The sequence below is a fragment of the Bacillus cereus group sp. MYBK79-1 genome (genome assembly GCF_051915365.1).
GTDB lineage: Bacteria > Bacillota > Bacilli > Bacillales > Bacillaceae_G > Bacillus_A.
Genome location: NZ_JBQAEO010000007.1, coordinates 66,839 through 93,746, shown reverse-complemented (window position 1 = coordinate 93,746; position 26,908 = coordinate 66,839). Strand labels below are relative to the sequence as shown.

Below are 26,908 nucleotides of genomic sequence, written 5' to 3'. Positions count from 1 at the left end.
AAGTGCTTATTTAGAAGTGTTTTCGCAGTAATGACGGTTATGATAAACGATTATAGTATGGGAGTATAGCCGTATTATAATTGAATTGAATAAAACGACTGGGGGAAGAAAAATGAGAGTGAAAGAGCAATTGTTAACTTTGAGAGCATATGTACCTGGAAAAAATATTGAAGAAGTAAAAAGGGAATATGGATTATCAAAAATTGTGAAATTAGCATCGAACGAAAATCCATTCGGTTGCTCAGCGCGTGTAACAGAAGCATTAACTTCTTTAGCGAGTCAATACGCTCTTTATCCAGATGGATATGCCTTTGAACTTCGAACAAAAGTAGCAAAACATTTAGGTGTTAAAGCGGAACAACTGTTATTTGGTAGTGGATTAGATGAAGTCATTCAAATGATTAGCCGTGCATTACTACATGAAGGGACAAATGTTGTAATGGCGAATCCAACATTCTCGCAATACCATCACCATGCTGTTATTGAAGGAGCAGAAGTTCGCGAAGTACCACTTAAAGATGGCATTCACGATTTAGATGCAATGTTACAGCAAGTAGACGATAAAACGAAGGTTGTATGGATTTGTAACCCGAATAATCCGACAGGTACATATGTAGAGAAACAAAAATTACTTTCATTTTTAGAATCGGTTCCTAAGTCAGCGCTCGTTATTATGGACGAAGCATATTATGAATATGCGGGGGCAGAAGACTATCCGCAAACATTATCACTTCTTGAAAAGTATGAAAATCTTATGGTTTTACGGACGTTTTCAAAAGCATATGGTTTAGCTGCTTTCCGTATTGGATATGCGGTTGGTAATGAGAAGTTAATCGGGCAGCTAGAAGTAGCAAGGCTACCATTTAATACATCGACTGTAGCGCAATCTGTAGCACTAGCTGCATTAGAAGATCAAGCATTTTTACAAGAATGTGTAAAAAAGAATGAAGAAGGATTAAATCAATATTACGCATTTTGTAAGGAATATAACGTATTCTATTATCCATCCCAAACAAATTTCATTTTCTTAAAGCTGGGTATTCCTGGTAATGAAGCTTTCGAACGATTAATGAAGAAAGGCTATATTGTTCGTTCTGGTGCTGCGTTTGGTATACATGATGGTATTCGTATTACTGTCGGTTTGAAAGAAGAAAATGATGAAATTATAGAACTATTGAAAGAGATTGTAAACGAGCAAGTAAAGAAAGAAGAAACATACTCTTAAGAGTTTGTGAAGGCTCCTAATATAGGAGTCTTTTTTATTTAAATAAAGAAGAAGGACTGCAAAGAGTTCGTGCGGGCCAATAATTAATAAGGGAAGTTATTTGCACGGTAATGAAAGAAAACGGTACAATAGAAAGTAGTAATGCGGTATCGGTGTCATATTCGAATCGTTATGAGTGAAAGTACAAGAAGAAGTATGCTCTTTCTAAAGGTAGCGTTGTTACACCTAGTTGCTTATGATAAAGTGAAACTTTAATCAATGGGGGCTATTCATCCCTCATTGATTATTAGCCTGCACCAATCGGGCTGCCTGCAAATAGCGGGTGAAATGAACAGAAAAGAATATTCTTTATAATTAAAGGAGACGTTTATGCAAAAGTTTGAACAAGCTGTTTCATATATTGAAAATGGTGAAGCGGAAAAAGGATTACAATTATTAAAAGAACAATTAAAAATTGCGAATGATGAAGAGAAGTATGATATCGCTCGCTATTATCATACACTTGGATTTACAGATGAAGCGTTAGCTATTACAGAAGATTTACGTTTATTGTATCCGGAAGAAAGTGAATTCACTGTATTTTTAGCAGAATTATATATTGATCTAGATAAAGAAGATGAAGCGATTGAAGTACTTCATGACATTCCGGAAAATGATGATTTATATGTTCAATCGTTATTACTTGTTGCGGATTTATTCCAAATGCAAGGATTCGATGATGTAGCAGAACAAAAACTATTAAAGGCGAAAGAAATGATGCCTGACGAGCCTGTTATTACGTTTGGATTAGCAGAGTTATATAGTAGTAAAGGGGAAGAACAAAAGGCAATCACTCATTATGAGTCGCTATTAGCGGAACATAAAGTAATGGGTGGTGTTGTCATTGCACTTCGCCTCGGAGAAACGTTAAGTGCGATTGGAAATTGGGAAGAAGCGATTTCTTATTACGAAGCAGGTTTAGAGGAACAAAAAGATATTCACTCATTATTTGGATATGCCTTTACGTTATATCAAGGTGAAGAATATCAACGAGCAATTGGTGCTTGGCAAGAGCTAAAAGAATTAGATCCTGAGTATGCATCTCTTTACATGTATTTAGCGAAAAGCTATGAAAAAGAAGGAATGCTTCAAGAGAGCTATGAAACACTTCATGAAGGAATTAAAGTAGATGAGCTTTCTGTACCATTTTATGTAGAATTAGCGAACATTGCGGCGAAATTAGGAAAAATAGCGGAAGCAGAGGAAGTGCTTCAAAAAGCGCTTGAATTAGATCCAGGACATTTAGGTGCAACATTAAAATATGCGTATATTTTAAAGGAACAAGAAAAATATGAAGAGCTAATTGCTGTTGTAGAGCGTGCGATTGACAGCGGAGAACCAGATACACAACTACTTTGGGACCTTGCGTTTGCAAAAAAACAATTAGAAATGTATTCGGATGCATTAAAACACTATGAAAGTGCATATACTTCTTTTAAGAATCATCCAGACTTCTTGGAAGAGTACGGTTATTTCTTATTGGAAGAAGGTATGCGAAAAGAGGCGAAAGAAGTATTTACTCAGTTAATACAACTAGACCCGACACAAATTCATATTGAAGAATTGTTATATAATTTAGAGGATTTTTCATAAGTTGGAAGGAAACTGAATGCCGCTTCTTGAATCTAAAAAGAAAAGAGAAAGACAGAGGAGGGACTTAATTGCTATGAATACCCCTGTTTCTGTAAACGAGAAGAAGGATTTTGTAAAATGGTTTTTGAATAATTACCAACTGAAACAGCGTGAATGTGTATGGATTTTGAATTATTTAATGAGTCACGACCAATTAATGCATAAAGTCCACTTCGTAGAGCATGCAAAATATTGTCCGCGTGGCTTAGTGATGTCCGCGAATTGTGTAAAAGATACACCGTTTCACTTTTTTAAACAAAATGTTATGACAACGGATGCTGAAAAATCGTTTCATGATATTCGTTTAAATCGAGATGAGGATATTTATATTCAACTCAATTTTAAATCATCGTTTCAAAATGCCAATTATGTAGCTGTATTAGAAGAAAACCCGTATTTACCGAAGCATATTGAAGTAAATGAAAAAGATCGTTTACTTGCAGAAAGATTTTTAGAAGAAAGTGTATTTTCTTTTAGAAGAGAACGCCTTTTGAAACAAATTGATGAAGCGCTGGATAAGCAAGATCAGGAAGCGTTTCATAGGTTAACAGCTGAGTTAAAGATGTTATAGAATTCATTTGGATTCATAAAATTCTACAAATTTCAGACTTTTTAAGAAAAACTACCTTAATATAGGTAGTTTTTCTTTTTTTACCTCTTTTAGTATGGTTTAATATATATAAAGTGAAAGTTCTGTCATTTGTAGGTGAGGGGAGGGAAGAAATTTGAAATGGATTGTAAAAGATGTGGAACAGTTTGAGAAAGCAAGAGAGTATGTAGATACAGGTGTTATACCGCTTTTATCAATTTCGGCAGCAAAAGAAATGAAAATGGTAGTAGAACAAGGGGAATTTATCGAATTATTGAGTATGGAGCTGGAAAGAGAATATAAAGGAAGAGTACTTTTATTACCTGCATTTACGTATTTAGTAGAAAGTCAAAAAAATGAAAAAGGTCGTTTGCAAGAATGGACAAATCATTTACAAGAGCAAGGTTTTAAGCATATTGCTTATGTTACAAGTGATTTTTCATGGAAAGAAGATATGCAAGAATTGCAGGGAGATTTATTTTGGTTTCCTTCATTAGCGTTAGAACAATTTAGTGATCAAGCGAAAAGAGAAGTTATTCATGCGCATATAAAAAATATAATGGTGATGTTAGAAGAAAAATGGGGAAAATAATAATAAACAGAAAGTTCTTATTATTATGAGTAGTATGATATTGACCTGTGCATGAGCGTATTATATCATGATAGTGTCCTAGTTTTTATTTTTTATATAATTTATCACGAGGGGACAATTTCTGATAGAGGGGGGAAATTTTCGTGAGCGAGAAAGAACATCGTGTATCAAGAAGACAGTTTTTAAATTACACCCTTACAGGGGTAGGAGGCTTTATGGCAGCGGGTATTTTAATGCCGATGACGCGATTTGCGCTTGATCCGGTGTTAAGAAAAGAAGCGGGAACGGATATGGTTGCTGTTGCACAAGTAAAAGACATTACAACAGAGCCGAAACGTTTCGACTTTAAGGTGAAACAGGTTGATGGTTGGTACAAGTCCGAAGAGCCAAAATCAGCTTGGGTTCATAAAGATGAAAGCGGAGACATTGTTGCGTTCTCTCCAGTATGTAAACATTTAGGGTGTACAGTTAACTGGAATTCGGACAAAGCACATCCAAATCAATTCTTTTGTCCATGTCACGGGGGCCGTTACACAAAAGACGGGATGAACGTTAAAGGCACGCCGCCCCTTGCTCCGCTTGATATTTATGAATCTAAAGTGAAAGATGGAACACTGTATCTAGGAAAAGCGAAGCCAAAAGGGGGTGCAAAGTAGATGTTAAATAAAATTTATGATTGGGTAGATGAAAGGTTAGATATTACACCAATATGGCGTGATATCGCCGATCATGAAGTACCTGAGCATGTTAACCCGGCGCATCACTTTTCTGCATTCGTCTACTGCTTTGGCGGACTTACCTTTTTCGTTACTGTAATTCAAATTTTGTCTGGAATGTTTTTAACGATGTATTATGTGCCTGATATTAAAAATGCTTGGGAATCGGTTTATTATTTACAAAATGAAGTTGCGTACGGACAAATCGTTCGTGGTATGCACCACTGGGGTGCTAGTCTCGTCATTGTAATGATGTTTTTACATACACTTAGAGTTTTCTTCCAGGGTGCATATAAAAAGCCTCGTGAGCTAAACTGGATTGTTGGTGTTCTTATTTTCTTTGTTATGTTAGGTCTTGGTTTTACCGGATATTTATTACCGTGGGATATGAAAGCGTTATTTGCTACGAAAGTAGGGATTCAAATTGCAGAGCAAACGCCGCTTATTGGTCCTTATATTAAAACATTACTCGCTGGTCATTCCGAAATTGTTGGCGCTCAAACATTAACTCGCTTCTTTGCTATTCACGTCTTCTTCTTACCAGCAGCACTTCTAGGTTTAATGGCCTTCCACTTCATCATGATTCGCAAACAAGGTATTTCCGGTCCGCTATAAGAGATTGCTAAATTAAAGGGGAAAGAACTAAAGGAGGGAGATTATGCATCGCGGCAAAGGGATGAAGTTTGTAGGAGATTCTCGGGTACCGGTAGCTCGGAAACCAAATATTCCAAAAGACTATTCTGAATACCCAGGGAAAACAGAAGCATTTTGGCCAAACTTCTTGTTAAAAGAATGGATGGTTGGTGCAGTTTTTTTAATCGGTTATTTATGTTTAACAGTGGCGCATCCGTCACCGCTTGAGAGAATGGCGGATCCAACTGATGCCGGGTATATACCACTTCCAGATTGGTATTTCTTATTCTTGTATCAGTTATTAAAGTATTCTTATGCTTCTGGCTCATTTACCGTAATTGGAGCGTTTATTATGCCAGGGATTGCGTTTGGCGCATTACTGTTAGCTCCATTTCTTGATCGAGGCCCAGAAAGACGTCCATTGAAGCGTCCTGTAGCAACTGGATTTATGCTTTTAGCAATTGCATCGATTATCTTTTTAACTTGGGAATCTGTAGCACACCACGACTGGGAAGCTGCAAAAAAACAAGGAGCAATTGTAAAAACAGCACCAGTTGATAAAAATGATGATGGCTATAAATTAATGCAAAAAAATACTTGTTTAACATGTCATGGTGACAATTTACAAGGCGGGGCAGCAGCACCGGCACTGCAAAACTTAACTTTAAAGCCAGAAGAAATTGCTAAAATTGCGAAAGACGGAAAAGGTTCAATGCCTAAAGGAATATTTAAAGGTACAGATGAGGAACTGAAGAAGCTTTCGGAATTTGTTGCAAAGTATAATAAAAAATAATAAAAAGCTGACTACAAAGAAAATTGTAGTCAGCTTTTTATTTTGATGAAAGAAAGTTTACTATATAATAGAGTAGAGTTTGAGAAAAGAATGACTTTGTTTGAAAGGTGTTGGACAGACAGCTTGGTTTACTTGTATGCAATGTTAAGACAACGCTCTGTATTATTATTTTTATTAGTTGTTAACATATTAGGTACGATATACGGATTTATATGGTATGGAAATCAATTAAAAGAAACTTCACCTATATTTTGGCCGTTTGTACCCGATAGCCCGATGGCGAGTCTCTTTTTTGTCTTTGTTTTAATTGCTTTTTTTATAAAGAGAAATTGGGGATTAATAGAGGCGCTAGCGATTGTTACGTTAATAAAATATGGTATATGGGCTGTTGTTGTAAATGCAATTATGATCTATGTCAAAGGTCCTATTGGTCTTATCGGGTATATGTTAATGCTTTCGCATTTTGCCATGGCAGTACAAGCAGTGCTATATGCGCCGTTTTACCGTATAAAAAAATGGCACTTTGCGGTAGCGGCTATATGGACATTACATAATGATGCAATTGATTATTTATTTTGGCAAATGCCGAGATATGGAATTATGCATTTGTTTGTAGGAGAAATTGGTTATTTTACGTTCTGGCTAAGTATTGCAGTGCTTTGTGTTACATATTATTATTGCTTACGTGAGAACCGAAAACAGTTTTCTTTATGAACATTTAGGGGGAGAAAATGAAGAAGAATAAGAGTGGTACAAAAATATTGGATCGATTGATTACGATAGTTGTTTCATATAGCATAGCATTTTCTATATTTGCACTCGCAACAACAGCGGTTGTATACGGAAAATGGCTATATTATTTTGAAATTGATTTTTTAAACATTCCAGACTTAGCGGATATGACGAAGGCTGATATTAAAAGAAATTACGATGTGCTTATCACATATTTATCGCCGTTTTATGACGGAGCATTACAGTTGCCAACATTAGATATGTCTACAAATGGACGTATTCATTTTGTAGATGTTAAAAATATTATAGTAAAGATTCAATATGTGATGTATGCGACCATTATGGTTGCAATAGTAGGTGGCATTTATTTATTAAAACAGAAAAATGAAAAGTTTTTACTACACGGATCAATTTTAACAATTATCTTTCCGATAGCGCTTATGTTACCGATCGCTATTAATTTTGAAAAGAGTTTTGTATTATTCCATAAGCTTTTATTCAGTAATGATTATTGGATGTTTGATATTGAAACGGATCCGATTATATTAATGTTACCAGAAGAATTCTTTATGCATGCTGCATGTGCTATTTTATTATTTATTTTATGCGGCAGCATACTTTGTTACAGCTTGTATAGATATTTCGTAAAAAAGAAAAGGATTTCAAAGGAAAAATTCTCTGTTTAAAGAGAATTTTTTTGTTTATAAAACGATAATATATTTTTCAGTCCAGTTCTGTTCTATTCTTGTCCAAATTAACATATTTTGTACTAGTAGTTATAGGGGGGACCGTGATGAAGAGAACATTAATTGGATTGATAGCATTTCTAATTATAATGTTTCCGTTACGTATATATGCTGAAGAGTGGAGTGAACTAACAGGGTTGTTAGATGACTCATTACAATTAGTGAAGCGTAATGAAGATGAAAAAGCAGTACAAGTATTACAACATTTCTCGGATCAGTTTGTCATAAAGGGGAATGAAAAGAAGCAAGAAGTAACGCCAGACCAAGTTAGAGTTATCTCGTTAGCTTACGACAGGGCGAAACAATCTCTCGCGGAAGAATCTGCAAGTAAACAAGTTAAAATTGATAATGTGTTAGCCCTGCAGCTCGCTGTTGATGCACAAGTATCAAAGTATCAACCGCTTTGGATGGAAAGAGAAGGAAAAGTAATGGATGCCTTTTCTCAAATGGAAAAAGCGATGTCAAAAGAAGATACGGGACAGTTTCAACAAACGTTAAACACATTTTTACATGAATTTAACATTATTTATCCAAGCTTAATGATCGCCCTGCCAGAAAATGAAGTGCAACGTGTAAACGCCCATTTATCTTATTTGGATGAATTTCGTAACGTTATGTTAAAAACAAAAGGCGGACAAATGCAAGTAGGAATCATTAAAGGCGATTTGCAAAAAATATTTCACACAGTAAAAAAAGATGAAATTGCACCCTCACTCATTTGGTTTATGACAATTACTGGAGGTCTTATTCTATTCACATTAACTTATGTTGGATGGAGAAAGTATAAAGGAGAGAGAGAAAAAAGAAAAGGTAATGTACACTCTAAGAATAGGTAATGCAATAAATAAAGATACGGATTGTAAGGTTTATTCATTGACAATGGTGGTAGAAGAAAATAAAATGAGAAGTACTATAATTAAAACTTCAATGGAGGTTCATGATGTTTTATTTAATTTACTTCGCGATCATAATGATCATACCGTTGTATGCACAGTCAAGAGTACGTAGTGCTTATAGCAAGTATTCACAAGTTTATTCAACATCAGGTATGACAGGAGCGGAAGTGGCTCGAAAAATTTTAGATGAAAATGGATTATACAACGTAGCTGTAGAAGAAACACCAGGTCATTTATCAGACCATTATGATCCAACTGCCAAAACAGTTCGATTATCAACAGATAACTATTACGGTCATTCAGTTGCTGGTACAGCAGTTGCAGCACACGAAGTAGGACACGCAATTCAAGATGCAAAAGATTATAACTTCATGCGTGTACGTCATTCGTTAGTGCCAGTTGCCAATTTTGGTTCCAACATGTCATGGGTTTTTGTCCTAATTGGTGTATTTGCACAAATGTCTGGTTTATTGTTATTAGGTATCATCTTAATGGCAGCAGGTGTTGTGTTCCAACTCGTTACATTACCGGTTGAGTTTGATGCATCAAAGCGTGCAATGCAACAAATTGAAGCGTTAGGTATCGTATCAACAGATGAATATGGCCAAGCTCGTAAAGTATTAAATGCGGCAGCATTAACATATGTAGCAGCTGCAGCTGTAGCGGTATTTGAATTATTACGTCTCGTATTAATGTATACTGGTATGCAGCGTAGCGACGACTAAAGACTATCAATTTTGATAGTCTTTTTTGTTTTATGGATTGAATTATATAATGTATTACAAATAGAAAGAATAGAAGTAATGCGGAAAGGCGGTGGGGGGAAATGAAATATCCAAGCCATTTAGTAAAACAAGTGAAAGAACGTAGTGCTCCTTATCAGCTAGAAGGCTTTTTAAGTGGACAAGGTCCTGAAAATCCAAAATTTATGTTGCTAGGAGAAGCACCTGGTGAAACAGAAATTCATAATGGAATTCCGTTTAGCGGGAGAGCGGGAAAACAATTAATGGGTTTTTTAGAACGGATTGATGTTACGAGGGAAGAAGTATATATTACGAGCGCTGTTCGGAGTAGACCGTATAAGTGGCGAGAGAAAAAAGAAAGAAATGGTGAAATCATACAGAAAAAGTATAATAGAACGCCAAATCAAGGAGAAATACTCGCTCATGCGCCTTTGTTAGATTATGAATTAGAGAAAATAAACCCGAAGCTTATCGTCACGCTAGGAAATATTGGTCTTCAGCGTTTAACAGGAAAAAATAAAAAAATCACAGATGTACACGGACAATTATTAAAACAGCCCATTCAAAAGTTAAAGAATATGCAAAGTGCAGCGTTTACATCGTCAGAGAAAGAATATCATATTTTCCCGACCTTTCATCCTGCTTCCATTTTTTATAATCGGAGTTTATTGGAGCTTATTTATGAGGATTTAGAGAAACTTAAAAAATATGTAATAAAAAACTAGAAAAGCTAGAGGGCTTTTCTAGTTGCGTTTATGTATGTAACGGATTTTTATTTTCATCTAATGTAAAGCCTTCACCAACTACATCATGTACATCGCTTACAGCAACAAAGGCATGAGGATCTACAGAAGTAATAATATTTTTTAATTTCACGATTTCATTTTTAGCAACAACGCAATACAATACGTTCCGTTCCACTTTTGTATATGATCCAACCGCTTTTAAAAAGGTTGCTCCGCGCTCCATCTCAGATAAAATTTTGGCAGCAATTTCATCGTTCTTATCTGAGATAATAGTTGCTCCTTTTGCCGCATAGGCTCCTTCTTGCATAAAATCAATGACTTTTGCCCCGATAAAAACAGCAACTAATGTATACATGCCCTCGCGATATGATAAATAGGTAAGAATAGAGACGATAATGACGATAGCATCGAACATAAACATCGTTTTCCCCATACTCCAGCCAACATATTTATGAGCGAGTCTCGCGATAATATCTACACCGCCAGTAGTCCCGCCATATTTAAATATTATCCCAAGGCCAATACCGATAAATGCCCCAGCGAATAAAGCTGCGAGTGTCATATCATTTTGTAAGTTTAAATGTAAGTTAAGAACTTCGTAACGTTGAAAAATCCATAGAAATAAAGATACGCTAAATGTGCCGATTAGCGTATAGATAAACGTCGTTCTTCCAAGTAATTTCCAACCAATAAAAAATATAGGGATATTTAAAATTAAGTTTGAATAAGAGGGATCAAACTTAAATAGAAAATACAATAATAGTGTAATACCGGTAAATCCACCTTCTGCAAGGTGATTTTCAATATTGATATTCACAATACCGAAAGAAAAAATAGCGGAACCGATTAAAATGAAAATGATATTTCGAATCTTCAAATTTGATGTCATATAGAAATCCCCCTAATTATGTAAATGGCATTGCTCCGCTGATACGGTAAAACATAATGATAAGTAATTTCTAGTTGTTAGTAAAAATAGTGCAGGCTGTAAAAAACTGATTGGTTCAACTAATCTTTTGCAAAAAACGCAAAAGAAAGTTTCACTTTACCCCGTTCCAACGGCTGGTAGGAGATAAAGCTCTGAAGCAGGACAAACCAGCCGTAAGAACCCGATTGGTTCAACTAATCTTTTGCAAAAAACGCAAAAGAAAGTTTCACTTTATTATAGTCTATCCAAAAAAGGGTCGCAAATAGGTGTTTGGCGGGGAATAATATTTGTCAAATCGCGATGAATTGGCTAACATGAAAGAGGAAGGATTAGAGGTGAATTGTATGGAAGCAAAAACGATGAAGGATATGCAGAAAGAAGTAGATGCATATATTGGTCAGTTTAAAGAAGGTTATTTCAGTCCACTTGCAATGATGGCTCGTTTAACGGAAGAAATGGGGGAGCTTGCAAGAGAGGTTAATCATTATTATGGTGAGAAACCGAAGAAAACAACTGAAACAGAACGTAGTATTGAAGAAGAGCTTGGAGATGTATTATTTGTTATGATTTGTATGGCAAATAGTTTAAATATTGATTTAGAAACAGCACATAACATTGTAATGAATAAATTTAATACTCGCGATAAAGATCGCTGGACACGTATTGATGAGGGAGAGAAAGAATAATGAAAGAAATTAAAGTAATTATCGCTGGACCAAGAGGACGTATGGGGCATGAAGCAGTCCTTCTTATGGAAAGAACGGAACATTTTAATTTAGTAGCAGCAGTAGACTATAAGCATGGCGGAGAGAAAATTTCTGATTTACCAGGTATGCCAGCGCTAAATGCACCTGTTTACGCAGATTTACATACTTGTTTAGAAGAAGTAGAGGCTGATGTGTTGTTAGATTTAACAACGCCAGAAGTTGGGAAACAACACGTTACACTAGCAGTTGAGCGTGGACTTCGTTCTGTTATTGGTACAACTGGATTTACAGAAGAAGAACTAAAACAATTAACAGAGACTGCAAAAGAAAAAGCAGTAGGAACTATTATCGCTCCAAACTTTGCAATTGGTGCAGTTCTTATGATGAAATTCTCACAAATGGCAGCGAAGTACTTCCAAGATGTTGAAGTAATTGAATTGCATCATGATCAAAAGTTAGATGCACCATCTGGTACAGCAGTAAAAACAGTAGAATTAATTCGTCAAAATCGTGAATCAAAGCAGCAAGGTCATCCAAATGAAGTAGAGCAACTAGAAGGTGCTCGTGGTGCAAATGTAGACGGCATTCACATTCATAGTGTACGTTTACCAGGACTTATCGCACACCAAGAAGTAATGTTTGGTGGAGATGGACAAATGTTAACGGTTCGCCATGATTCATTCAATCGTGCATCATTTATGTCTGGTGTAAAACTATCAATTGAGACAGTAATGAATCTAGATCATCTTGTGTACGGTTTAGAAAACATTATCGACTAAAGGGGAGACAACGGATGAAAATTGCCTTAATCGCACATGACAAAAAGAAAAATGACATGGTTTCGTTTGCATACGCATATAAACCAATTTTTGAACAACATGAATTATTTGCAACAGGAACGACAGGACTTCGTATTATGGAGGCAACTGGTTTAGTTGTAACAAGATATCAATCGGGTCCTCTTGGTGGCGATCAAGAAATTGGTGCCATGATTGCAAAAAACGATATGGATATGGTGATTTTTTTCCGGGATCCACTAACTGCTCAGCCGCATGAACCAGATGTAAATGCATTACTTCGTTTATGTGATGTGTATGCGATTCCACTTGCAACGAATATGGCAAGTGCTGAAATGTTAATGCACGCATTAGAGCGAGGAGATTTAGATTACCGCAAGTTTAGAAAATGAGGGGAACAATTATGAGTGGATTACATATATTAGCGTTTGGTGCTCATGCCGATGATGTTGAAATCGGCATGGCTGGTACCATTGCTAAATATACGAAGCAAGGGTATGAAGTAGGTATTTGTGATTTAACAGAAGCTGATCTTTCTTCTAATGGAACGATAGAGTTGAGAAAAGAAGAAGCAAAGGCGGCAGCTCGTATAATGGGAGTAAAAACGAGACTGAATTTAGCGATGCCAGACCGTGGTTTGTATATGAAAGAAGAGTATATACGTGAAATTGTAAAGGTGATTCGTACATATAAACCAAAACTAGTTTTTGCACCGTATTATGAAGATCGTCATCCAGATCATGCAAATTGTGCGAAACTTGTGGAAGAAGCTATTTTTTCAGCGGGAATTCGTAAATATATGCCAGAGGTTCCACCACATCGTGTGGAGTCTTTTTATCATTATATGATTAATGGTTTTCATAAACCGAATTTTTGTATAGATATAAGTGAGTGCCTTTCTATAAAAGTGGAAGCGTTAGAAGCGTATGAAAGTCAGTTTTCAACAGGAAGTGATGGTGTGAAAACGCCGTTAACAGAAGGTTACGTTGAAACTGTGGTTGCTCGTGAGAAAATGTTTGGAAAAGAAGTTGGAGTTTTATATGCCGAGGGATTTATGAGTAAGAAACCGGTTTTATTACATGCTGATTTAATAGGGGGATGTAAATGAAATTAAAAATAGGTATTACATGTTATCCTTCTGTAGGTGGTTCTGGAGTTGTTGGAACAGAATTAGGAAAGCAATTAGCGGAACGTGGGCATGAAATTCATTTTATTACATCGGGTTTACCATTCCGGTTAAATAAAGTGTATCCAAACATTTATTTTCATGAAGTGACGGTAAATCAATACTCTGTATTTCAATATCCACCATACGATTTAGCGCTAGCGAGTAAAATGGCTGAGGTTGCACAAAGAGAAAACCTAGACATTTTACATGTGCATTACGCAATACCGCATGCAATTTGTGCTTATTTAGCAAAGCAAATGATTGGAGAGCGTATTAAAATTGTTACAACCTTGCATGGAACAGATATTACTGTGTTAGGTTCCGACCCTTCGTTAAATAATTTAATTCGTTTTGGTATTGAGCAATCTGATGTTGTGACGGCTGTCTCGCATTCATTAATTAACGAAACGCATGAGCTAGTAAAACCAAATAAAGACATTCAAACGGTATATAACTTTATAGACGAACGTGTATATTTCAAGCGTGATATGTCTCAATTAAAGAAAGAATACGGTATAAGTGAGAGTGAAAAGATACTCATTCACATTTCAAATTTCCGTAAAGTGAAACGCGTGCAAGATGTTGTTCAGGCATTTGCTAAAATTGTTACAGAAGTAGATGCGAAGTTGCTTCTTGTAGGAGATGGACCAGAATTTTGCACGATTTTACAGTTAGTGAAAAATCTACATATTGAAGATCGCGTCTTATTCTTAGGGAAGCAAGATAATGTTGCAGAGCTACTTGCGATGAGTGATTTAATGTTGCTTCTATCAGAGAAGGAGAGTTTTGGTCTTGTTTTATTAGAAGCGATGGCGTGTGGTGTACCTTGTATCGGAACAAGGGTTGGGGGTATTCCAGAAGTCATTCAACATGGTGAAACAGGATATTTATGTGAAGTTGGTGATCCAACAGGAGTGGCAAATCAAGCCATTCAGCTATTAAAGGATGAAGAACTTCACCGTAATATGGGAGAGCGAGCAAGAGCAAGTGTTTACGAGCAGTTCCGCTCTGAAAAAATCGTCTCACAATATGAAACGATTTACTATGATGTACTAAGGGATGACAAAAATGGAAATATTTAAAAAAGCTAGTTCTATTATCGAGACTTTAAAGCAACAAGGACATGAGGCCTACTTTGTCGGTGGAAGCGTACGAGATCTTATTATAGATAGGCCGATTGGAGATATTGATATTGCGACATCTGCTTTACCAGAAGAAGTGATGGCTATATTTCCAAGACATGTTCCTGTTGGTCTTGAGCATGGAACTGTAATTGTGGTAGAAAATGGTGAACCTTATGAGGTAACCACTTTTCGAACAGAGAGCGAATATGAAGATTTTCGAAGACCTAGTAGTGTTCAATTTGTTCGTTCGCTAGAAGAAGATTTAAAACGTCGTGATTTCACAATGAATGCAATTGCGATGACAGAAGAAGGCGAAATGGTTGATTTATTTGCTGGACAGGAAGCGATTCAAAAGAGAGAAATTGTGACAGTTGGAAATGCTGCGGATCGTTTTCAAGAAGACGCCTTGCGAATGATGCGTGGTATTCGTTTCGTAAGTACGTTAGGTTTTTCTTTAGAAATGAAAACGAAACAAGCAATTGAAACATATGGACATTTACTGGAACATATTGCAATTGAGCGAATTACAGTGGAATTTGAGAAACTGTTAACTGGTACATATTGCGTGAATGGCTTGCAAGAATTAGTAGAAACGAAGCTATTTTCTCATCTGCCATATTTACAAATGTCAGAGGATAGATTATTAAAAGCTACGCAGTATAACTGGGATTCTTTTGAAACGGATATTGAGGCATGGGCATTTTTCTTATATTGTATCGGGGAAGAGCATCCATCTGTCTTTTTACGTCAATGGAAGTTTTCGAATAAAAAAATAAAAGATATCGTCGCAGTTTTATTAACAATCCGTACGAGAAAGGAGAAGGATTGGGATACAGTCCTTCTTTATAAAACGGGAATTTATATCGCTGAAATGGCAGAAAGAGTATATGAAGCGATGATTGAAAGCTATGATAATACATCTGTTAAACGGGTACAAATGTTGTTTGAAGGATTGCCAATAAAGAGTCGCCAAGAAATGAATGTGACTGGGAATGATTTATTAAACTGGGCAAATAAAAAGCCCGGTCCGTGGGTTGCTGAAATGATTCAAAAAATTGAAGAAGCAATCGTACAAGGAAACGTAGGTAATGAGAAAGAGTGTATAAGGGAGTGGCTGCAAGAATGCAATCTACTATAAGAAAGCAGTTATTACAAGTTTTTTCAGAAGCGGATGGCGCGTTTGTATCTGGCCAAACGATTAGTGATAAACTTGGTTGTTCAAGAACCGCTGTGTGGAAACATATGGAGGACCTTCGGAATGAGGGATATGAACTTGAAGCTGTGCGTCGATTAGGTTATCGAATTGCGAGTAAGCCAGACAAAGTGACTGCTAATGAAATTCAGTTAGGGTTACAAACGAAACATATTGGTAGAACGGTATATTTTGAAGAAACTGTTGAATCCACGCAGCATATTGCAGCAAAACTTGCTTATGAAGGTGCGGAAGAAGGAACGATTGTTGTGGCAGAAGAACAAACAGCCGGCAGAGGTCGTTTAAGCAGGAAATGGCATTCACCAAAAGGAACAGGAATTTGGATGAGTATTATTTTACGTCCTTCAATCCCGGTTCACCATGCACCACAACTTACTTTATTAGCAGCTGTTAGCGTTGCACAAGCAATTGAAAAGTGCACGGGTGTAAACGTAGGAATAAAATGGCCAAATGATATTTTAATTCAAGGTAAAAAGGCTGTAGGTATATTAACAGAAATGCAGGCAGATCCTGATAAAATTAATGCTGTCATTATGGGTATTGGTATTAATGCGAATCAAAAGCAAGAACATTTTGATGAGGAAATTCAGCATATTGCTACTTCTTTAGCGATTGAATCTGGTGAGCCAATTGTTCGTGCAGAGCTTATGCAACAAATCTTTTTACAACTAGAAAAATTATATGAAGAGTATTTACAAAATGGTTTCTCTGTCATTAAAATTCTTTGGGAAAGTTACGCTGTGAGCATCGGGAAAGAAATTACCGCTCGAACGATGAGAGAGACAATTACAGGGGTAGCAAAAGGAATTACAGAGGATGGTGTATTGCTTCTGGAGGACCATGAAGGTAAAGTACATCACATTCATTCTGCGGATATTGAAATTAAGTAAAAGAAGTTCCTTTTTGGAACTTCTTTTTATTTGACGATTACTTTTCCTTCCATCCCTTTAAGAAGATGGTACCGGCATATTAATTCATATGTACCAGTATTTTTAGGGTTCACGGCAATACTTTTTTCTTTTCCTGGTTCAATTACGACATCAATTCCGAGTTTTTTTACTGTAAAGGTATGCTCGTTTTTACCTCTATTTTTCAATAGTAATGTTGTTGATTCTTCAATTGGAATCGTAATGATATTGGGGTTAAAGTAATCATCATTCAGTTCGACCTCAATTATTTTTGTTGAATCGGCAGGTTGTGTTCCGACGTTAACTGAGGCAAATGTATGGAGGGAGCTAAAAGTTATCACCCCTACAATCATCACAAGAAAACTGGTGAATCGAAATAACCATTTGTTCATAGACATTCGTCATTCTCCTTTTGTAATTATGTTTCCTCCATTAACCTGCATCATTATAGAATGAGTTATACTTGCAAACAAAGCTATTTATCTTTCTATAATGGAGTGATTTGAAAATTTCACATACCGTAATGAGAATAAAAAATTATTTTTTCAAAAAAATGTAGTAATTCCTTTTTGGAGTTTGCTATAATTAGTTCGAATATGGGCAGTATCAGAGCGAACTGCACCATCATTCGAAGCAATACGAAAAAATAATAACTTGGATTCTGCCTTGATCCAATAACGGACTGGGACAGAGGGATGAATAATGCCGACTAACACACAACCCTTCTGCCCTTTTATGGCCAGAGGGGTTTTTTATATGATTTCGGCCATCTCCTCTCTCCTGCATAAAGGAGGAGTAGTTTTTGAAAACAAAAACAGATTTTTTGAAGATGAAAGAGAAAGGTGAGCCGATTACAATGCTAACGGCGTATGATTATCCATCTGCTAAGTTAGCAGAAGAAGCTGAAGTTGATATGATTCTAGTTGGAGATTCCCTTGGGATGGTTGTGCTCGGCTACGATTCAACAGTACCTGTAACAGTAGAGGATATGATTCATCATACGAAAGCTGTACGCCGAGGAGCGAAAGAGACGTTTATTGTAACTGATATGCCATTTATGTCGTATCATGTGTCGCCTCAAGATACGATGGTGAATGCACGTCGCATCGTTCAAGAGAGTGGTGCTCATGCACTGAAGGTAGAAGGTGCTGGAGAAGTGATATCGACCATTCACTACTTGACGAATGCGGGAATTCCTGTCGTGGCGCACTTAGGCTTAACTCCTCAATCTGTAGGAGTACTAGGTGGGTATAAAGTACAAGGGAAAGATGCTAAAAGTGCAAAAAAATTAATAGAAGATGCGAAAAGATGTGAGGAAGCTGGTGCGATAGCGCTTGTGTTAGAATGTGTACCAATGCAGTTAGCGGAATTAATTTCGAAGCAACTAACAATTCCAACGATTGGAATTGGAGCAGGGAAAAAAGTAGATGGGCAAGTACTTGTTTATCATGATCTTATCTCATACGGCGTAAATCGTGTTCCGAAATTCGTGAAGCAATATACGTCTGTTCAAGAGGAGATTGTGCGAGGGATTTCACAATACGTTACTGAAGTAAAGACAGGGCAATTTCCAGAAGAAAAACATTCATTCACAATGAAAGAGGAAGAGTGCTTAGCGTTATACGGAGGAAAACAATAATGAAAATCGTAACAACAGTGCAAGAGATGCAGCAAATTACAAACGAACTGCGTACAAGTGGAAAAAGTATTGGTTTTGTCCCAACGATGGGTTATTTACATGAAGGGCATGCGACTTTATTACGTCAGGCAAGAAAAGAAAATGAAATCGTAGTGTTAAGCGTGTTTGTTAATCCGCTACAGTTTGGACCGAATGAAGATTTAGATCGATACCCTCGTGATATTGATCGAGATGAGAATGTAGCAAAAGAAAACGGTGTAGATTATTTATTTTATCCGAGTGTAGAAGAAATGTATCCAGCAGAACAAACGACAACAGTAGAAGTTGTGAAGCGTACCGATGTATTATGTGGCAAACAAAGACCTGGTCATTTCGCTGGAGTTGCGACTGTACTAATGAAACTGTTTAATATTACATTGCCAACGCGTGCTTATTTCGGTATGAAAGATGCACAGCAAGTTGCTGTCATTGAAGGATTTGTCGCTGATTTTAATATTCCGGTTACGATCGTACCGGTGGATATTGTAAGGGAAGAAGATGGATTAGCGAAAAGTTCTCGTAACGTGTATTTATCACAAGAAGAGCGTGAAGAGGCCCCTCAATTATACCGCAGTCTATGTGTAGCGAAAGAGAGAATTGAGGCAGGCGAACGTAATGCAGAAATCGTTACAACTCTTGTGAAAGAGTATATTGAGACGTATACGAAAGGCACTGTAGATTATGCTGATTTATATGCTTATCCTTCACTACAAGAAATAGATGAAATTGAAGGACGAATTATTTTAGCAATCGCAGTTAAATTTGAGAATGTACGATTAATTGACAATATAACATTAACGGTTGAATAAGGGGGAGCATCTATGTTTCGCACAATGATGAGAGCGAAGTTACACCGCGCAACAGTAACAGAGGCAAATTTAAATTATGTAGGTAGTATTACAATTGATGAAGATTTAATGGATGCAGTAAATATTGTAGAAAATGAAAAAGTACAAATTGTAAATAACAATAATGGTGCTCGCTTAGAGACATATGTTATTAAGGGAGAACGCGGTAGCGGTGTTGTTTGTTTAAATGGTGCAGCTGCAAGGCTTGTACAGCCAGGAGATAAAGTTATTATTATTTGCTACGGTTTAGTGGCAGAAGAAAATATTCATAAACAAGAGCCGAAAATTGCAGTATTAGACGATGATAATCAAATTATTGAAATGTTAGGTGCTGAAAAAGCGGGTACGATATTATAAGTAAGAAGGCTATCTCTATTACGGAGATAGCTTTTTTGTGCATCTTTTCATTAAGATGAGATAAAACGTGGTATAGTAACATTATATAATTTTGTGTTTGATAGGTAAGAAATTGAGGTGTTACATATATGAGTAAGCGTTATGTCGTTGTGGATTTAGAGACGACAGGGAACTCCTGGAAGGATGGGAAGGATAAAATTACCCAAATTGCAGCTGTTGTAGTGGAAGATGGAGAGATATTAGAGATTTTTTCATCTTTTATTAATCCGAAGAGAGAGATTCCGCCATTTATTACAGAACTAACAGGGATTGATGAGAGTATGGTGAAGCAAGCCCCGTTATTTCAAGATGTAGCCCCGATGGTTGTTGAGCTATTACAAGGTGCAGCTTTCGTTGCACATAATGTTCACTTTGATTGGAATTTTTTAACGGAAGAATTAAGGCAGGCTGGATATACAGAAGTACATTGTCCGAAAGTTGATACAGTCGAGTTGGCGCAAATTCTTTTGCCGACGGCTGATAGTTATAAATTACGTGATTTAGCTAAACAACATGAACTAGAGCATGATCAACCGCATCGTGCGGATAGCGATGCTCTTGCAACAGCGGAATTGTTTTTACAATTTTTAAATGAAATTGAAACGTTACCACTTGTCACCTTGCAATCGCTTTATGAATTGAGCGATGTTTTTCAAAGTGATATAGCGGATGTACTTTCTGAAAATATTTTAAAGAAAATGATGCATGGTAAAAAAGAGACAGAGGGGTATGAAGTGTATCGAAACATTGCGCTTCGAAAACGGAATTATTCTTTAAACCTCAGTGAAACTTGTTCATTAAAATTTGATGCTTTCTTGCATAAGACAGTTGAGAAACTTGAATTGAATATGCCAAAGTTTGAAAAAAGAGAAAGCCAACACATTATGATGAAGGAAATATATACAGCGCTAAGAGATTCTAGATTTTCATTAATTGAAGCAGGAACAGGAACAGGGAAGACTCTTGCATATTTACTTCCCAGTATTTATTTTGCAAAGAAAAAAGAAGAACCTGTCATCATTAGTACCCAAACTGTACAACTGCAACAACAAATACTAGAAAAAGAAATTCCATTATTACAGAAAATAATGCCATTTTCATTTGAAGTAGCTCTTTTGAAAGGAAGAAAGCATTATCTTTGTCTACATAAATTTGAATATGCTTTGCAAGAGGAAGAGAAAAATTATGATATGGCGCTCACAAAGGCAAAAATTTTAGTGTGGTTATTGCAAACGGAAACGGGCGATCGGGATGAATTGAATATTCCCGAGGGCGGAAAGTTACTTTGGAACCGTATTTGTAGTGATGTACATAGTCCGGGCGGGATGCAAAGCAATTGGTATAGCCGTTGTTTTTATCAACGAGCAAAGAATAAAGCGTTATTTGCAGATATCGTTATTACAAATCATGCGTTATTATTTCAAGATTTTTCAAGTGAAGAACCGCTATTTGCTTCATGTGAACATATTATTTTTGATGAGGCTCATCATATTGAGGAAGCGGCGAGTAGAACGTTAGGTGAACAGTTCTCCTGTATGTATTTCCAGCTAGTTTTATCTCGTCTTGGTACGCTAGAAACCGATGATGTACTTTCTAAAGTATATAAAATGATGAAAAAATCAGAGCAAGCCTCCCGTTCGACATTCCGTATGGTGAGTCATAGTTTGAAGGAATTGAAATTTGATGCAGATGAGCTATTCCAAATGTTACGTGCTTTCATATTTAAACAAACAAAGCAGGAACAAGGGATAAGTAATATGCCACTCATTTATCGATATAACACGGAAGTGGAAAAAGGTAAGTTATGGGATAGCATTACCGAGTTAACAAATCGTTTTGTATATGATGTAAGAAAATTATTGACGACACTTGAGAAGCAGGTTGATATATTGCAAAGTAAATTAGAATGGGAGATGCATGTTGTTACAGGTGAATTTATGCATTTAATTGAGTTATTGAGAAAGATGGAACAATCTTTACAATTACTCATTTTAGAAAAAAATTCATATGTGACATGGATGGAAACTGAAACGAAGGGAACCATTCATTCAACCGTTTTATATGGGCAGCCTGTTCATATTGGTGAAAGATTTGCGGATGAATTTTTAACACAAAAAAAGAGTGTTATTTTCACATCAGCAACGTTAACAGTAAATGATTCGTTTGACTATATAAAAGAAGAGCTAGGTTTATATGATTTTGCTCCAAATACATTACAAGTTCAGTCACCATTTCGTTTTGAAGAACAGATGAAATTAATGGTTTCAACGGATGTGCCTTTTATTAAGGCAGCAAGTAATGAAGAATATATTGAATCTGTGTCGGCACATATTGCAAAAATAGCGAAAGCTACAAAAGGTAGAATGCTCGTTTTATTCACTTCATATGAAATGTTGAAAGAAGCGTATACGAATTTGAAAAACGATGATGAATTGGAAGGATATTTATTATTAACGCAAAGTGTGAATAATAAGAGCCGAAGTCGTCTCATTCGTAAATTTCAAGAGTTCGACAAATCAATTTTATTAGGAACAAGTAGTTTTTGGGAAGGGATAGATATACCTGGAGATGCGCTTAGTTGTCTTGTTATCGTCCGGCTGCCCTTTACGTCTCCTCACCAACCGATGATGGAAGCGAAAGGAGAGTGGTTAAAAAATCAAGGAGAGGACGTATTCGCTAAGTTAGCACTTCCGCAAGCAATACTGCGTTTCAAGCAAGGATTTGGTCGTCTTATTAGGACAAGTACAGATACCGGAACAGTATTTGTATTAGATCGTCGTTTGACGAGCGCTTCCTATGGAAAACGATTTTTACAATCAATCCCAACTGTCCCGCTCTATGAAGGCCCTCTAGAAGAATTGTTAGAACAATTAAAGGAACAGCAAACTGAATAAAATTGGAAGGAAAAATACGCCTGAAGTACGTTTAAACTTCAGGCGTAAAAAATGTGGGTAGGAGGAATTTTATTTTTCTTACTTCTTGTATACAAAATGTATTGGTTTTCGACTTGAAACCTTTTTTTGCAGTACATGTCCTGCTATAATAGATGGGTGATGAAGCAGGGGTTGTAAAGAATGTACTCTTATTGTAACCGCATTGCGTTCTTCTATAATTAGAAATTTTTGTGTAACGGAGGAGTTTTTTCATGGATAAGAAAATCGAAGTCCTATCAACGACGCGTCTTAAATATTCGTCTGACTTGTATAAAGTCGTTGATAGTTTGAATCGTACGTTAAAAGAGCAGGACCTCATGTTCGGATTAGCATTAGACGAAAAAGATAAAGAAACAGCTGTATTTACGATTTACAGAACGTAGTGATACAATGAAAAAGTGGATCTTTGCAATCGTTATCGTAATCGTTGCTAGCGGAATATATGGGGCGTATGTTTACAATAAAGCAATGGAAAAGAAAATCCCTAAAGAGGCAAAATCTGTAGAAATTGCGAAAGAAAAGGCAAAGCTTACAAAGATAAAATCTGTTGATTATTATAACGGAGAATCTTCATATACAGTCGTACAAGGTACAGATGCAAAAGGAGAACAACTTATCGTTTGGGTGCCTGAGAAAAAAGGGGAAACTATAGTAAGGAAAAAGAGCGAAGGTATTTCTGAAAAAGATGCTTTACAAAGAACGATTGAACAAGTCGGAGATGACAGTAAAGAGCCCAAAAGTAAGCCTAAAGAAATTTTAAAAGTAAAATTAGGCGTTGAAAATAATATACCACTATGGGAAGTTACATATATTGATGATGACAATCGTTATAGTTACTACAATCTTGCATTTCAAGATGGTCAGTTTTTAAAACGATATAGCATTGAAAAATAGATGTAGGGGGAACTACAAATGAAATTAGCAAAGCGAGTAGCTGCTTTAACACCATCTGCAACTTTAGAAATTACAGCAAAGGCACAAGCATTAAAAGCTGAAGGTCATGATGTAATTGGATTAGGAGCAGGAGAACCTGACTTTAATACGCCAGAACATATTATGAATGCTGCACATAAAGCGATGTTAGAAGGACATACGAAGTATACACCAACAGGTGGATTACAATCGTTAAAACAAGAAATTGTGAAGAAATTTACTCGCGATCAAGGAATTGCGTATGATCCGTCTGAAATTATTGTATGTAACGGTGCAAAGCATGCATTATATACATTATTTCAAGTGTTACTTGATGAAGGAGATGAAGTTATCATCCCTACGCCTTACTGGGTAAGTTATCCGGAACAAGTAAAGCTTGCTGGTGGTAAGCCAATTTATGTAGAAGGCCTTGAAGACAATGAATACAAAATTACAGCGAAGCAGCTGCGTGAGGCAATTACTGAGAAAACGAAAGCAGTTATTATTAATTCACCGAGCAATCCAACAGGAATGATTTACAGCAAAGAAGAATTACAACAGCTTGGAGAAGTATGTTTAGAACACGATATTTTAATCGTTTCAGATGAAATTTATGAAAAGTTAATTTATGGTGGAGCAGAATATACTTCGGTTGCCCAGCTTTCTAATGCATTAAAAGAACAAACACTTATTATTAATGGTGTATCTAAATCTCATTCTATGACAGGATGGCGTATTGGATATGCAGCAGGAAATAAGCAGCTTATTAAAGCGATGACGAACTTAGCGAGTCATAGTACGTCAAACCCTACTTCAATCGCTCAATACGGCGCAATTGCGGCATATGCAGGCTCACAAGAACCTGTAGAAACAATGCGTCAAGCATTTGAAGAGAGATTAAACATTATTTATGATAAATTAATTCAAATCCCTGGCTTTACTTGCATTAAACCACAAGGTGCATTTTACTTATTCCCTAATGTAAAAGAAGCTGTAGCTTTATCTGGATACGAAAACGTTGATGATTGGGCAAAAGCTCTATTAGAAGAGGAAAAAGTGGCTCTTGTACCAGGTACAGGATTTGGTGCTCCGAATAACGTTCGCTTATCATATGCGACATCTCTTGAACAAGTAGAGAAAGCGTTAGAACGCATTCATACGTTTATGAAAAGTAAAGTGCAAGCTTAATTGTATATTTTATTAACGCAATACAAAAAACCTTCCTACATAATAGGGAGGTTTTTTTGACGAATTGTGGCAAAAAGAAATAGCGAAAGGTGTGTTATACTAGAGAGCGAGGTGTTTGGTGATGAAAAAGAAAATGATGTTACAGTGGTTTGAGCAGGGAAGCATTGCAATTCCAAAATTACTTATGATGCATTATAAAAAATTAGGGTTAAATGAAACGGAATTTATGGTTGTACTTCATGTACACACATTTTTAGAATCGGGCAATTCGTTTCCGACTCCGTCAGAGATTTCAGAACGGATGACGATTAGTGAAATGAAATGTATGGAAGTCATTCAGACATTGATTCAAAAAGGTTTTTTATCACTAGAAGGTGGACAAAGATCAGAAGCGATGATGTGTGAAAGTTATTCTTTACAACCGCTTTGGGAAAAAATATTGCATTTCTTAATGAATGAATCAATAGAGGAAGAACAAAAAGAAATAAAACAACTGCAAGTAAATTTATATACAGTATTTGAAAAAGAATTTGGAAGACCACTTTCTCCATTTGAATGTGAGACGTTAGGAATGTGGGAAGATCAAGATCAACATCATCCGAATTTAATTCAAGCGGCCCTCAGGGAAGCTGTAATGAGTGGTAAGCTTAATTTCCGATATATCGACCGTATTTTATTTGAGTGGAAAAAGAATGGTATTAAAACAGTAGATCAAGCCCAAAACCAAGGACGGAAATTTAGAGCAAATCAACAACGAACGCAACAAACGACAAAACAAGAGACGAAATTTACCGGGAAAGTGCCTTTTTATAATTGGTTGGAGCAGTAATGTAGGAGGAAGTATATGTTAAATAAAACGCAAATTCGCTATTGTTTAGACACAATGGCGGATATGTATCCAGAAGCACATTGTGAATTAATTCATGATAATCCGTTTGAACTAGTAATCGCGGTAGCATTATCTGCACAATGTACAGATGTACTTGTAAATAAAGTGACGAAAAATTTATTTCAAAAATATAAAACACCAGAAGATTATTTAAGTGTTTCCCTAGAAGAGTTACAACAAGATATACGTTCTATTGGGTTGTATAGAAATAAAGCAAAAAACATTCAAAAATTGTGCCAGATGTTGCTGGATGATTATAACGGAAAAGTTCCAGAAGACCGTGACGAGCTGACGAAATTACCAGGAGTAGGGAGAAAAACAGCAAATGTAGTTGTTTCGGTAGCGTATGGTATTCCGGCAATTGCTGTTGATACACATGTAGAGAGAGTGAGTAAACGGTTAGCGATTTGTAGATGGAAAGATTCGGTGTTAGAAGTGGAAAAGACTTTAATGAAGAAAATTCCGATGGATGAATGGAGCGTTACACATCACCGTATGATTTTCTTTGGACGTTATCACTGTAAAGCACAGCGACCACAATGTGAAGAGTGTCGCCTACTAGAAGTATGTCGTGAAGGAAAGAAGCGAATGAAGGGGAAATAAAGGATGGAGCGAGTTATAGAAATACCGAAAGAATTTCGGTGCTTACCATTTTTTAAAGAAAGTATACATTCGGTTGCATATTATACAGAACAGCCTTTTGAAGAAATCATACAAAATACTTACTTTATATATGATATGGAAAGACAATATGAGCCGTGGAATGAAATTGAAAATAGTATTCCAGTACTGTTGAATGTATGGAAAAGTAAGCATGAAAACATTGCTACACTATTTCGAAACAGAAATAAGCAAGCAGCTGAAGGCCCAATGATTCTTTTTGCAGCACATTTGCTTTCAATTGTATATTGGCTAAATGAGCAACCTGTTCATAGTTTGAATGAAATGGAAGATTACACGAGCAAATTGGAAGTACAACCAGTTAATTTTATGGAGCGATATTCGTTCATTATAAAGAAACCAAATAATTATCATTCTTATATTCAGTTAGCACAGTTGTATATTGAAATAGAAAAGTTATATGTAAAGAAAATGATAACAAAAAAGAAGTCCTTTTCTCGTTAAGAGAAAAGGACT

The 26,908-nt window shown here is 36.2% G+C and carries 31 protein-coding genes; 29 read left to right on the top strand and 2 right to left on the bottom strand.

The features are described from left to right. Positions 1 to 112: 112 nt before the first annotated feature. From hisC to ACTFOB_RS13750, 12 genes are all read left to right on the top strand, one after another. On the top strand, positions 113 to 1,225 hold the full coding sequence (gene hisC / locus ACTFOB_RS13805; protein WP_440025175.1) for a histidinol-phosphate transaminase: 1,113 nt from the start codon (positions 113 to 115) through the stop codon (positions 1,223 to 1,225). 369 nt (positions 1,226 to 1,594) lie between these two features. Continuing rightward, a complete protein-coding gene (locus tag ACTFOB_RS13800; RefSeq protein WP_071723338.1) occupies positions 1,595 to 2,857 on the top strand; it encodes a tetratricopeptide repeat protein in 1,263 nt (420 codons plus the stop codon). Between the two features lie 73 nt (positions 2,858 to 2,930). Further along, on the top strand, positions 2,931 to 3,467 hold the full coding sequence (locus tag ACTFOB_RS13795; protein ID WP_001095929.1) for a ReoY family proteolytic degradation factor: 537 nt from the start codon (positions 2,931 to 2,933) through the stop codon (positions 3,465 to 3,467). Between the two features lie 154 nt (positions 3,468 to 3,621). Then, on the top strand, positions 3,622 to 4,077 hold the full coding sequence (locus ACTFOB_RS13790; RefSeq protein ID WP_440025174.1) for a YpiF family protein: 456 nt from the start codon (positions 3,622 to 3,624) through the stop codon (positions 4,075 to 4,077). Between the two features lie 143 nt (positions 4,078 to 4,220). Next, positions 4,221 to 4,733, top strand: a complete 513-nt coding sequence (gene qcrA / locus ACTFOB_RS13785; RefSeq protein WP_048527045.1) for a menaquinol-cytochrome c reductase iron-sulfur subunit — start codon at positions 4,221 to 4,223, stop codon at positions 4,731 to 4,733. After that, complete coding sequence (gene qcrB / locus ACTFOB_RS13780) at positions 4,734 to 5,408, top strand: menaquinol-cytochrome c reductase cytochrome b subunit (RefSeq protein ID WP_000932700.1); 675 nt, start codon at positions 4,734 to 4,736, stop codon at positions 5,406 to 5,408. It abuts the gene before it with no gap. A 43-nt stretch (positions 5,409 to 5,451) separates the two neighbouring features. Further along, positions 5,452 to 6,219 carry a menaquinol-cytochrome c reductase cytochrome b/c subunit gene (qcrC, locus tag ACTFOB_RS13775; RefSeq protein WP_098345131.1) on the top strand — a complete coding sequence of 256 codons (768 nt, stop codon included), beginning with the start codon at positions 5,452 to 5,454 and terminating at the stop codon, positions 6,217 to 6,219. A gap of 123 nt (positions 6,220 to 6,342) precedes the next feature. Continuing rightward, a complete protein-coding gene (locus ACTFOB_RS13770; RefSeq protein WP_440025173.1) occupies positions 6,343 to 6,933 on the top strand; it encodes a DUF1405 domain-containing protein in 591 nt (196 codons plus the stop codon). 17 nt (positions 6,934 to 6,950) lie between these two features. Then, positions 6,951 to 7,637 (top strand): lipoprotein intramolecular transacylase Lit, encoded by a 687-nt coding sequence (lit, locus tag ACTFOB_RS13765; RefSeq protein ID WP_440025172.1) that lies wholly within the window; start codon positions 6,951 to 6,953, stop codon positions 7,635 to 7,637. Positions 7,638 to 7,744: 107 nt separating this feature from the next. After that, a complete protein-coding gene (gene ypjB / locus ACTFOB_RS13760; protein ID WP_440025171.1) occupies positions 7,745 to 8,533 on the top strand; it encodes a sporulation protein YpjB in 789 nt (262 codons plus the stop codon). A 101-nt stretch (positions 8,534 to 8,634) separates the two neighbouring features. Then, a complete protein-coding gene (locus ACTFOB_RS13755; RefSeq protein WP_440025170.1) occupies positions 8,635 to 9,318 on the top strand; it encodes a zinc metallopeptidase in 684 nt (227 codons plus the stop codon). A gap of 101 nt (positions 9,319 to 9,419) precedes the next feature. Further along, entirely contained in the window at positions 9,420 to 10,061 is a 642-nt protein-coding gene (locus ACTFOB_RS13750) for a uracil-DNA glycosylase (RefSeq protein WP_440025169.1), read from the top strand. Between the two features lie 28 nt (positions 10,062 to 10,089). On the opposite strand, the gene ACTFOB_RS13745 is transcribed toward ACTFOB_RS13750, so the two are convergent. Beyond that, the gene (locus ACTFOB_RS13745) at positions 10,090 to 10,971 is read right to left on the bottom strand and encodes a YitT family protein (RefSeq protein ID WP_000203305.1); all 882 of its coding nucleotides are present in this window, start codon (positions 10,969 to 10,971) and stop codon (positions 10,090 to 10,092) included. A 383-nt stretch (positions 10,972 to 11,354) separates the two neighbouring features. On the opposite strand from ACTFOB_RS13745, the gene ACTFOB_RS13740 reads away from it, so the two are divergent. Genes ACTFOB_RS13740 through ACTFOB_RS13710 form a run of 7 tightly spaced genes read left to right on the top strand, consistent with a single transcriptional unit; the run spans position 11,355 to position 16,909 of the window. Next, a complete protein-coding gene (locus ACTFOB_RS13740) occupies positions 11,355 to 11,696 on the top strand; it encodes a nucleotide pyrophosphohydrolase (RefSeq protein ID WP_001992677.1) in 342 nt (113 codons plus the stop codon). Further along, positions 11,696 to 12,496: a dihydrodipicolinate reductase gene (gene dapB / locus ACTFOB_RS13735; protein WP_098345136.1), complete on the top strand. Its 801-nt coding sequence runs from the start codon at positions 11,696 to 11,698 to the stop codon at positions 12,494 to 12,496. The genes ACTFOB_RS13740 and dapB overlap by 1 nt, the downstream gene beginning before the upstream one ends. 14 nt (positions 12,497 to 12,510) lie before the next feature. Next, on the top strand, positions 12,511 to 12,906 hold the full coding sequence (mgsA, locus tag ACTFOB_RS13730; RefSeq protein WP_000684766.1) for a methylglyoxal synthase: 396 nt from the start codon (positions 12,511 to 12,513) through the stop codon (positions 12,904 to 12,906). A gap of 11 nt (positions 12,907 to 12,917) precedes the next feature. Then, positions 12,918 to 13,622 (top strand): bacillithiol biosynthesis deacetylase BshB1, encoded by a 705-nt coding sequence (gene bshB1, locus ACTFOB_RS13725; RefSeq protein WP_144610605.1) that lies wholly within the window; start codon positions 12,918 to 12,920, stop codon positions 13,620 to 13,622. Continuing rightward, complete coding sequence (gene bshA, locus ACTFOB_RS13720; protein WP_440025167.1) at positions 13,619 to 14,764, top strand: N-acetyl-alpha-D-glucosaminyl L-malate synthase BshA; 1,146 nt, start codon at positions 13,619 to 13,621, stop codon at positions 14,762 to 14,764. The genes bshB1 and bshA overlap by 4 nt, the downstream gene beginning before the upstream one ends. Next, complete coding sequence (locus ACTFOB_RS13715; protein WP_440025166.1) at positions 14,751 to 15,944, top strand: CCA tRNA nucleotidyltransferase; 1,194 nt, start codon at positions 14,751 to 14,753, stop codon at positions 15,942 to 15,944. The genes bshA and ACTFOB_RS13715 overlap by 14 nt, the downstream gene beginning before the upstream one ends. Beyond that, on the top strand, positions 15,929 to 16,909 hold the full coding sequence (locus tag ACTFOB_RS13710) for a biotin--[acetyl-CoA-carboxylase] ligase (protein ID WP_151631058.1): 981 nt from the start codon (positions 15,929 to 15,931) through the stop codon (positions 16,907 to 16,909). Before ACTFOB_RS13715 ends, ACTFOB_RS13710 begins: the two co-directional genes overlap by 16 nt. 26 nt (positions 16,910 to 16,935) lie before the next feature. Here ACTFOB_RS13710 and ACTFOB_RS13705 read toward each other — a convergent pair whose 3' ends face one another. Next, complete coding sequence (locus ACTFOB_RS13705; RefSeq protein WP_440025164.1) at positions 16,936 to 17,325, bottom strand: cupredoxin domain-containing protein; 390 nt, start codon at positions 17,323 to 17,325, stop codon at positions 16,936 to 16,938. Positions 17,326 to 17,729: 404 nt separating this feature from the next. Between ACTFOB_RS13705 and panB the strand changes: the two genes are divergently transcribed. The 10 genes from panB to ACTFOB_RS13655 all read left to right on the top strand — a co-directional run bounded on the left by panB (position 17,730) and on the right by ACTFOB_RS13655 (position 26,896). Next, entirely contained in the window at positions 17,730 to 18,566 is an 837-nt protein-coding gene (gene panB, locus ACTFOB_RS13700) for a 3-methyl-2-oxobutanoate hydroxymethyltransferase (protein WP_440025163.1), read from the top strand. After that, positions 18,566 to 19,414, top strand: a complete 849-nt coding sequence (gene panC, locus ACTFOB_RS13695; RefSeq protein WP_440025161.1) for a pantoate--beta-alanine ligase — start codon at positions 18,566 to 18,568, stop codon at positions 19,412 to 19,414. Before panB ends, panC begins: the two co-directional genes overlap by 1 nt. Positions 19,415 to 19,426: 12 nt before the next feature. Beyond that, positions 19,427 to 19,810, top strand: a complete 384-nt coding sequence (gene panD, locus ACTFOB_RS13690; protein WP_000490176.1) for an aspartate 1-decarboxylase — start codon at positions 19,427 to 19,429, stop codon at positions 19,808 to 19,810. A gap of 128 nt (positions 19,811 to 19,938) precedes the next feature. Beyond that, complete coding sequence (gene dinG / locus ACTFOB_RS13685) at positions 19,939 to 22,743, top strand: ATP-dependent DNA helicase DinG (protein ID WP_440025159.1); 2,805 nt, start codon at positions 19,939 to 19,941, stop codon at positions 22,741 to 22,743. A gap of 251 nt (positions 22,744 to 22,994) precedes the next feature. Next, positions 22,995 to 23,165 (top strand): YpmA family protein, encoded by a 171-nt coding sequence (locus ACTFOB_RS13680; protein ID WP_061679511.1) that lies wholly within the window; start codon positions 22,995 to 22,997, stop codon positions 23,163 to 23,165. Positions 23,166 to 23,172: 7 nt separating this feature from the next. Then, positions 23,173 to 23,676 carry a cell wall elongation regulator TseB-like domain-containing protein gene (locus ACTFOB_RS13675; RefSeq protein WP_440025158.1) on the top strand — a complete coding sequence of 168 codons (504 nt, stop codon included), beginning with the start codon at positions 23,173 to 23,175 and terminating at the stop codon, positions 23,674 to 23,676. 18 nt (positions 23,677 to 23,694) lie between these two features. After that, positions 23,695 to 24,882, top strand: coding sequence for an aspartate transaminase AspB (aspB, locus tag ACTFOB_RS13670; protein ID WP_440025157.1), 1,188 nt, complete (start codon positions 23,695 to 23,697; stop codon positions 24,880 to 24,882). A 121-nt stretch (positions 24,883 to 25,003) separates the two neighbouring features. Beyond that, positions 25,004 to 25,711 (top strand): DNA replication protein DnaD, encoded by a 708-nt coding sequence (dnaD, locus tag ACTFOB_RS13665; RefSeq protein WP_071757493.1) that lies wholly within the window; start codon positions 25,004 to 25,006, stop codon positions 25,709 to 25,711. A 15-nt stretch (positions 25,712 to 25,726) separates the two neighbouring features. Beyond that, positions 25,727 to 26,374: an endonuclease III gene (gene nth, locus ACTFOB_RS13660; RefSeq protein ID WP_151631052.1), complete on the top strand. Its 648-nt coding sequence runs from the start codon at positions 25,727 to 25,729 to the stop codon at positions 26,372 to 26,374. Positions 26,375 to 26,377: 3 nt separating this feature from the next. Then, positions 26,378 to 26,896 (top strand): YpoC family protein, encoded by a 519-nt coding sequence (locus ACTFOB_RS13655; RefSeq protein ID WP_440025155.1) that lies wholly within the window; start codon positions 26,378 to 26,380, stop codon positions 26,894 to 26,896. The last annotated feature ends 12 nt before the right edge of the window (positions 26,897 to 26,908 follow it).

Bases quoted from the DNA above. Each gene is read 5' to 3' on its own strand.
- ACTFOB_RS13755 (WP_440025170.1), top strand. From the start codon at position 8,635: ATGATGTTTTATTTAATTTACTTCGCGATCATAATGATCATACCGTTG.
- ypjB (WP_440025171.1), top strand. From the start codon at position 7,745: ATGAAGAGAACATTAATTGGATTGATAGCATTTCTAATTATAATGTTT.
- ACTFOB_RS13655 (WP_440025155.1), top strand. From the start codon at position 26,378: ATGGAGCGAGTTATAGAAATACCGAAAGAATTTCGGTGCTTACCATTT.
- qcrB (WP_000932700.1), top strand. From the start codon at position 4,734: ATGTTAAATAAAATTTATGATTGGGTAGATGAAAGGTTAGATATTACA.
- bshB1 (WP_144610605.1), top strand. From the start codon at position 12,918: ATGAGTGGATTACATATATTAGCGTTTGGTGCTCATGCCGATGATGTT.
- ACTFOB_RS13675 (WP_440025158.1), top strand. From the start codon at position 23,173: ATGAAAAAGTGGATCTTTGCAATCGTTATCGTAATCGTTGCTAGCGGA.
- hisC (WP_440025175.1), top strand. From the start codon at position 113: ATGAGAGTGAAAGAGCAATTGTTAACTTTGAGAGCATATGTACCTGGA.
- panD (WP_000490176.1), top strand. From the start codon at position 19,427: ATGTTTCGCACAATGATGAGAGCGAAGTTACACCGCGCAACAGTAACA.
- ACTFOB_RS13800 (WP_071723338.1), top strand. From the start codon at position 1,595: ATGCAAAAGTTTGAACAAGCTGTTTCATATATTGAAAATGGTGAAGCG.
- qcrC (WP_098345131.1), top strand. From the start codon at position 5,452: ATGCATCGCGGCAAAGGGATGAAGTTTGTAGGAGATTCTCGGGTACCG.
- bshA (WP_440025167.1), top strand. From the start codon at position 13,619: ATGAAATTAAAAATAGGTATTACATGTTATCCTTCTGTAGGTGGTTCT.
- ACTFOB_RS13750 (WP_440025169.1), top strand. From the start codon at position 9,420: ATGAAATATCCAAGCCATTTAGTAAAACAAGTGAAAGAACGTAGTGCT.
- nth (WP_151631052.1), top strand. From the start codon at position 25,727: ATGTTAAATAAAACGCAAATTCGCTATTGTTTAGACACAATGGCGGAT.
- ACTFOB_RS13710 (WP_151631058.1), top strand. From the start codon at position 15,929: ATGCAATCTACTATAAGAAAGCAGTTATTACAAGTTTTTTCAGAAGCG.
- mgsA (WP_000684766.1), top strand. From the start codon at position 12,511: ATGAAAATTGCCTTAATCGCACATGACAAAAAGAAAAATGACATGGTT.
- ACTFOB_RS13745 (WP_000203305.1), bottom strand. From the start codon at position 10,971: ATGACATCAAATTTGAAGATTCGAAATATCATTTTCATTTTAATCGGT.
- dapB (WP_098345136.1), top strand. From the start codon at position 11,696: ATGAAAGAAATTAAAGTAATTATCGCTGGACCAAGAGGACGTATGGGG.
- ACTFOB_RS13705 (WP_440025164.1), bottom strand. From the start codon at position 17,325: ATGTCTATGAACAAATGGTTATTTCGATTCACCAGTTTTCTTGTGATG.
- ACTFOB_RS13680 (WP_061679511.1), top strand. From the start codon at position 22,995: ATGGATAAGAAAATCGAAGTCCTATCAACGACGCGTCTTAAATATTCG.
- ACTFOB_RS13740 (WP_001992677.1), top strand. From the start codon at position 11,355: ATGGAAGCAAAAACGATGAAGGATATGCAGAAAGAAGTAGATGCATAT.
- dinG (WP_440025159.1), top strand. From the start codon at position 19,939: ATGAGTAAGCGTTATGTCGTTGTGGATTTAGAGACGACAGGGAACTCC.
- ACTFOB_RS13715 (WP_440025166.1), top strand. From the start codon at position 14,751: ATGGAAATATTTAAAAAAGCTAGTTCTATTATCGAGACTTTAAAGCAA.
- dnaD (WP_071757493.1), top strand. From the start codon at position 25,004: ATGAAAAAGAAAATGATGTTACAGTGGTTTGAGCAGGGAAGCATTGCA.
- panC (WP_440025161.1), top strand. From the start codon at position 18,566: ATGAAAATCGTAACAACAGTGCAAGAGATGCAGCAAATTACAAACGAA.
- lit (WP_440025172.1), top strand. From the start codon at position 6,951: ATGAAGAAGAATAAGAGTGGTACAAAAATATTGGATCGATTGATTACG.
- ACTFOB_RS13795 (WP_001095929.1), top strand. From the start codon at position 2,931: ATGAATACCCCTGTTTCTGTAAACGAGAAGAAGGATTTTGTAAAATGG.
- aspB (WP_440025157.1), top strand. From the start codon at position 23,695: ATGAAATTAGCAAAGCGAGTAGCTGCTTTAACACCATCTGCAACTTTA.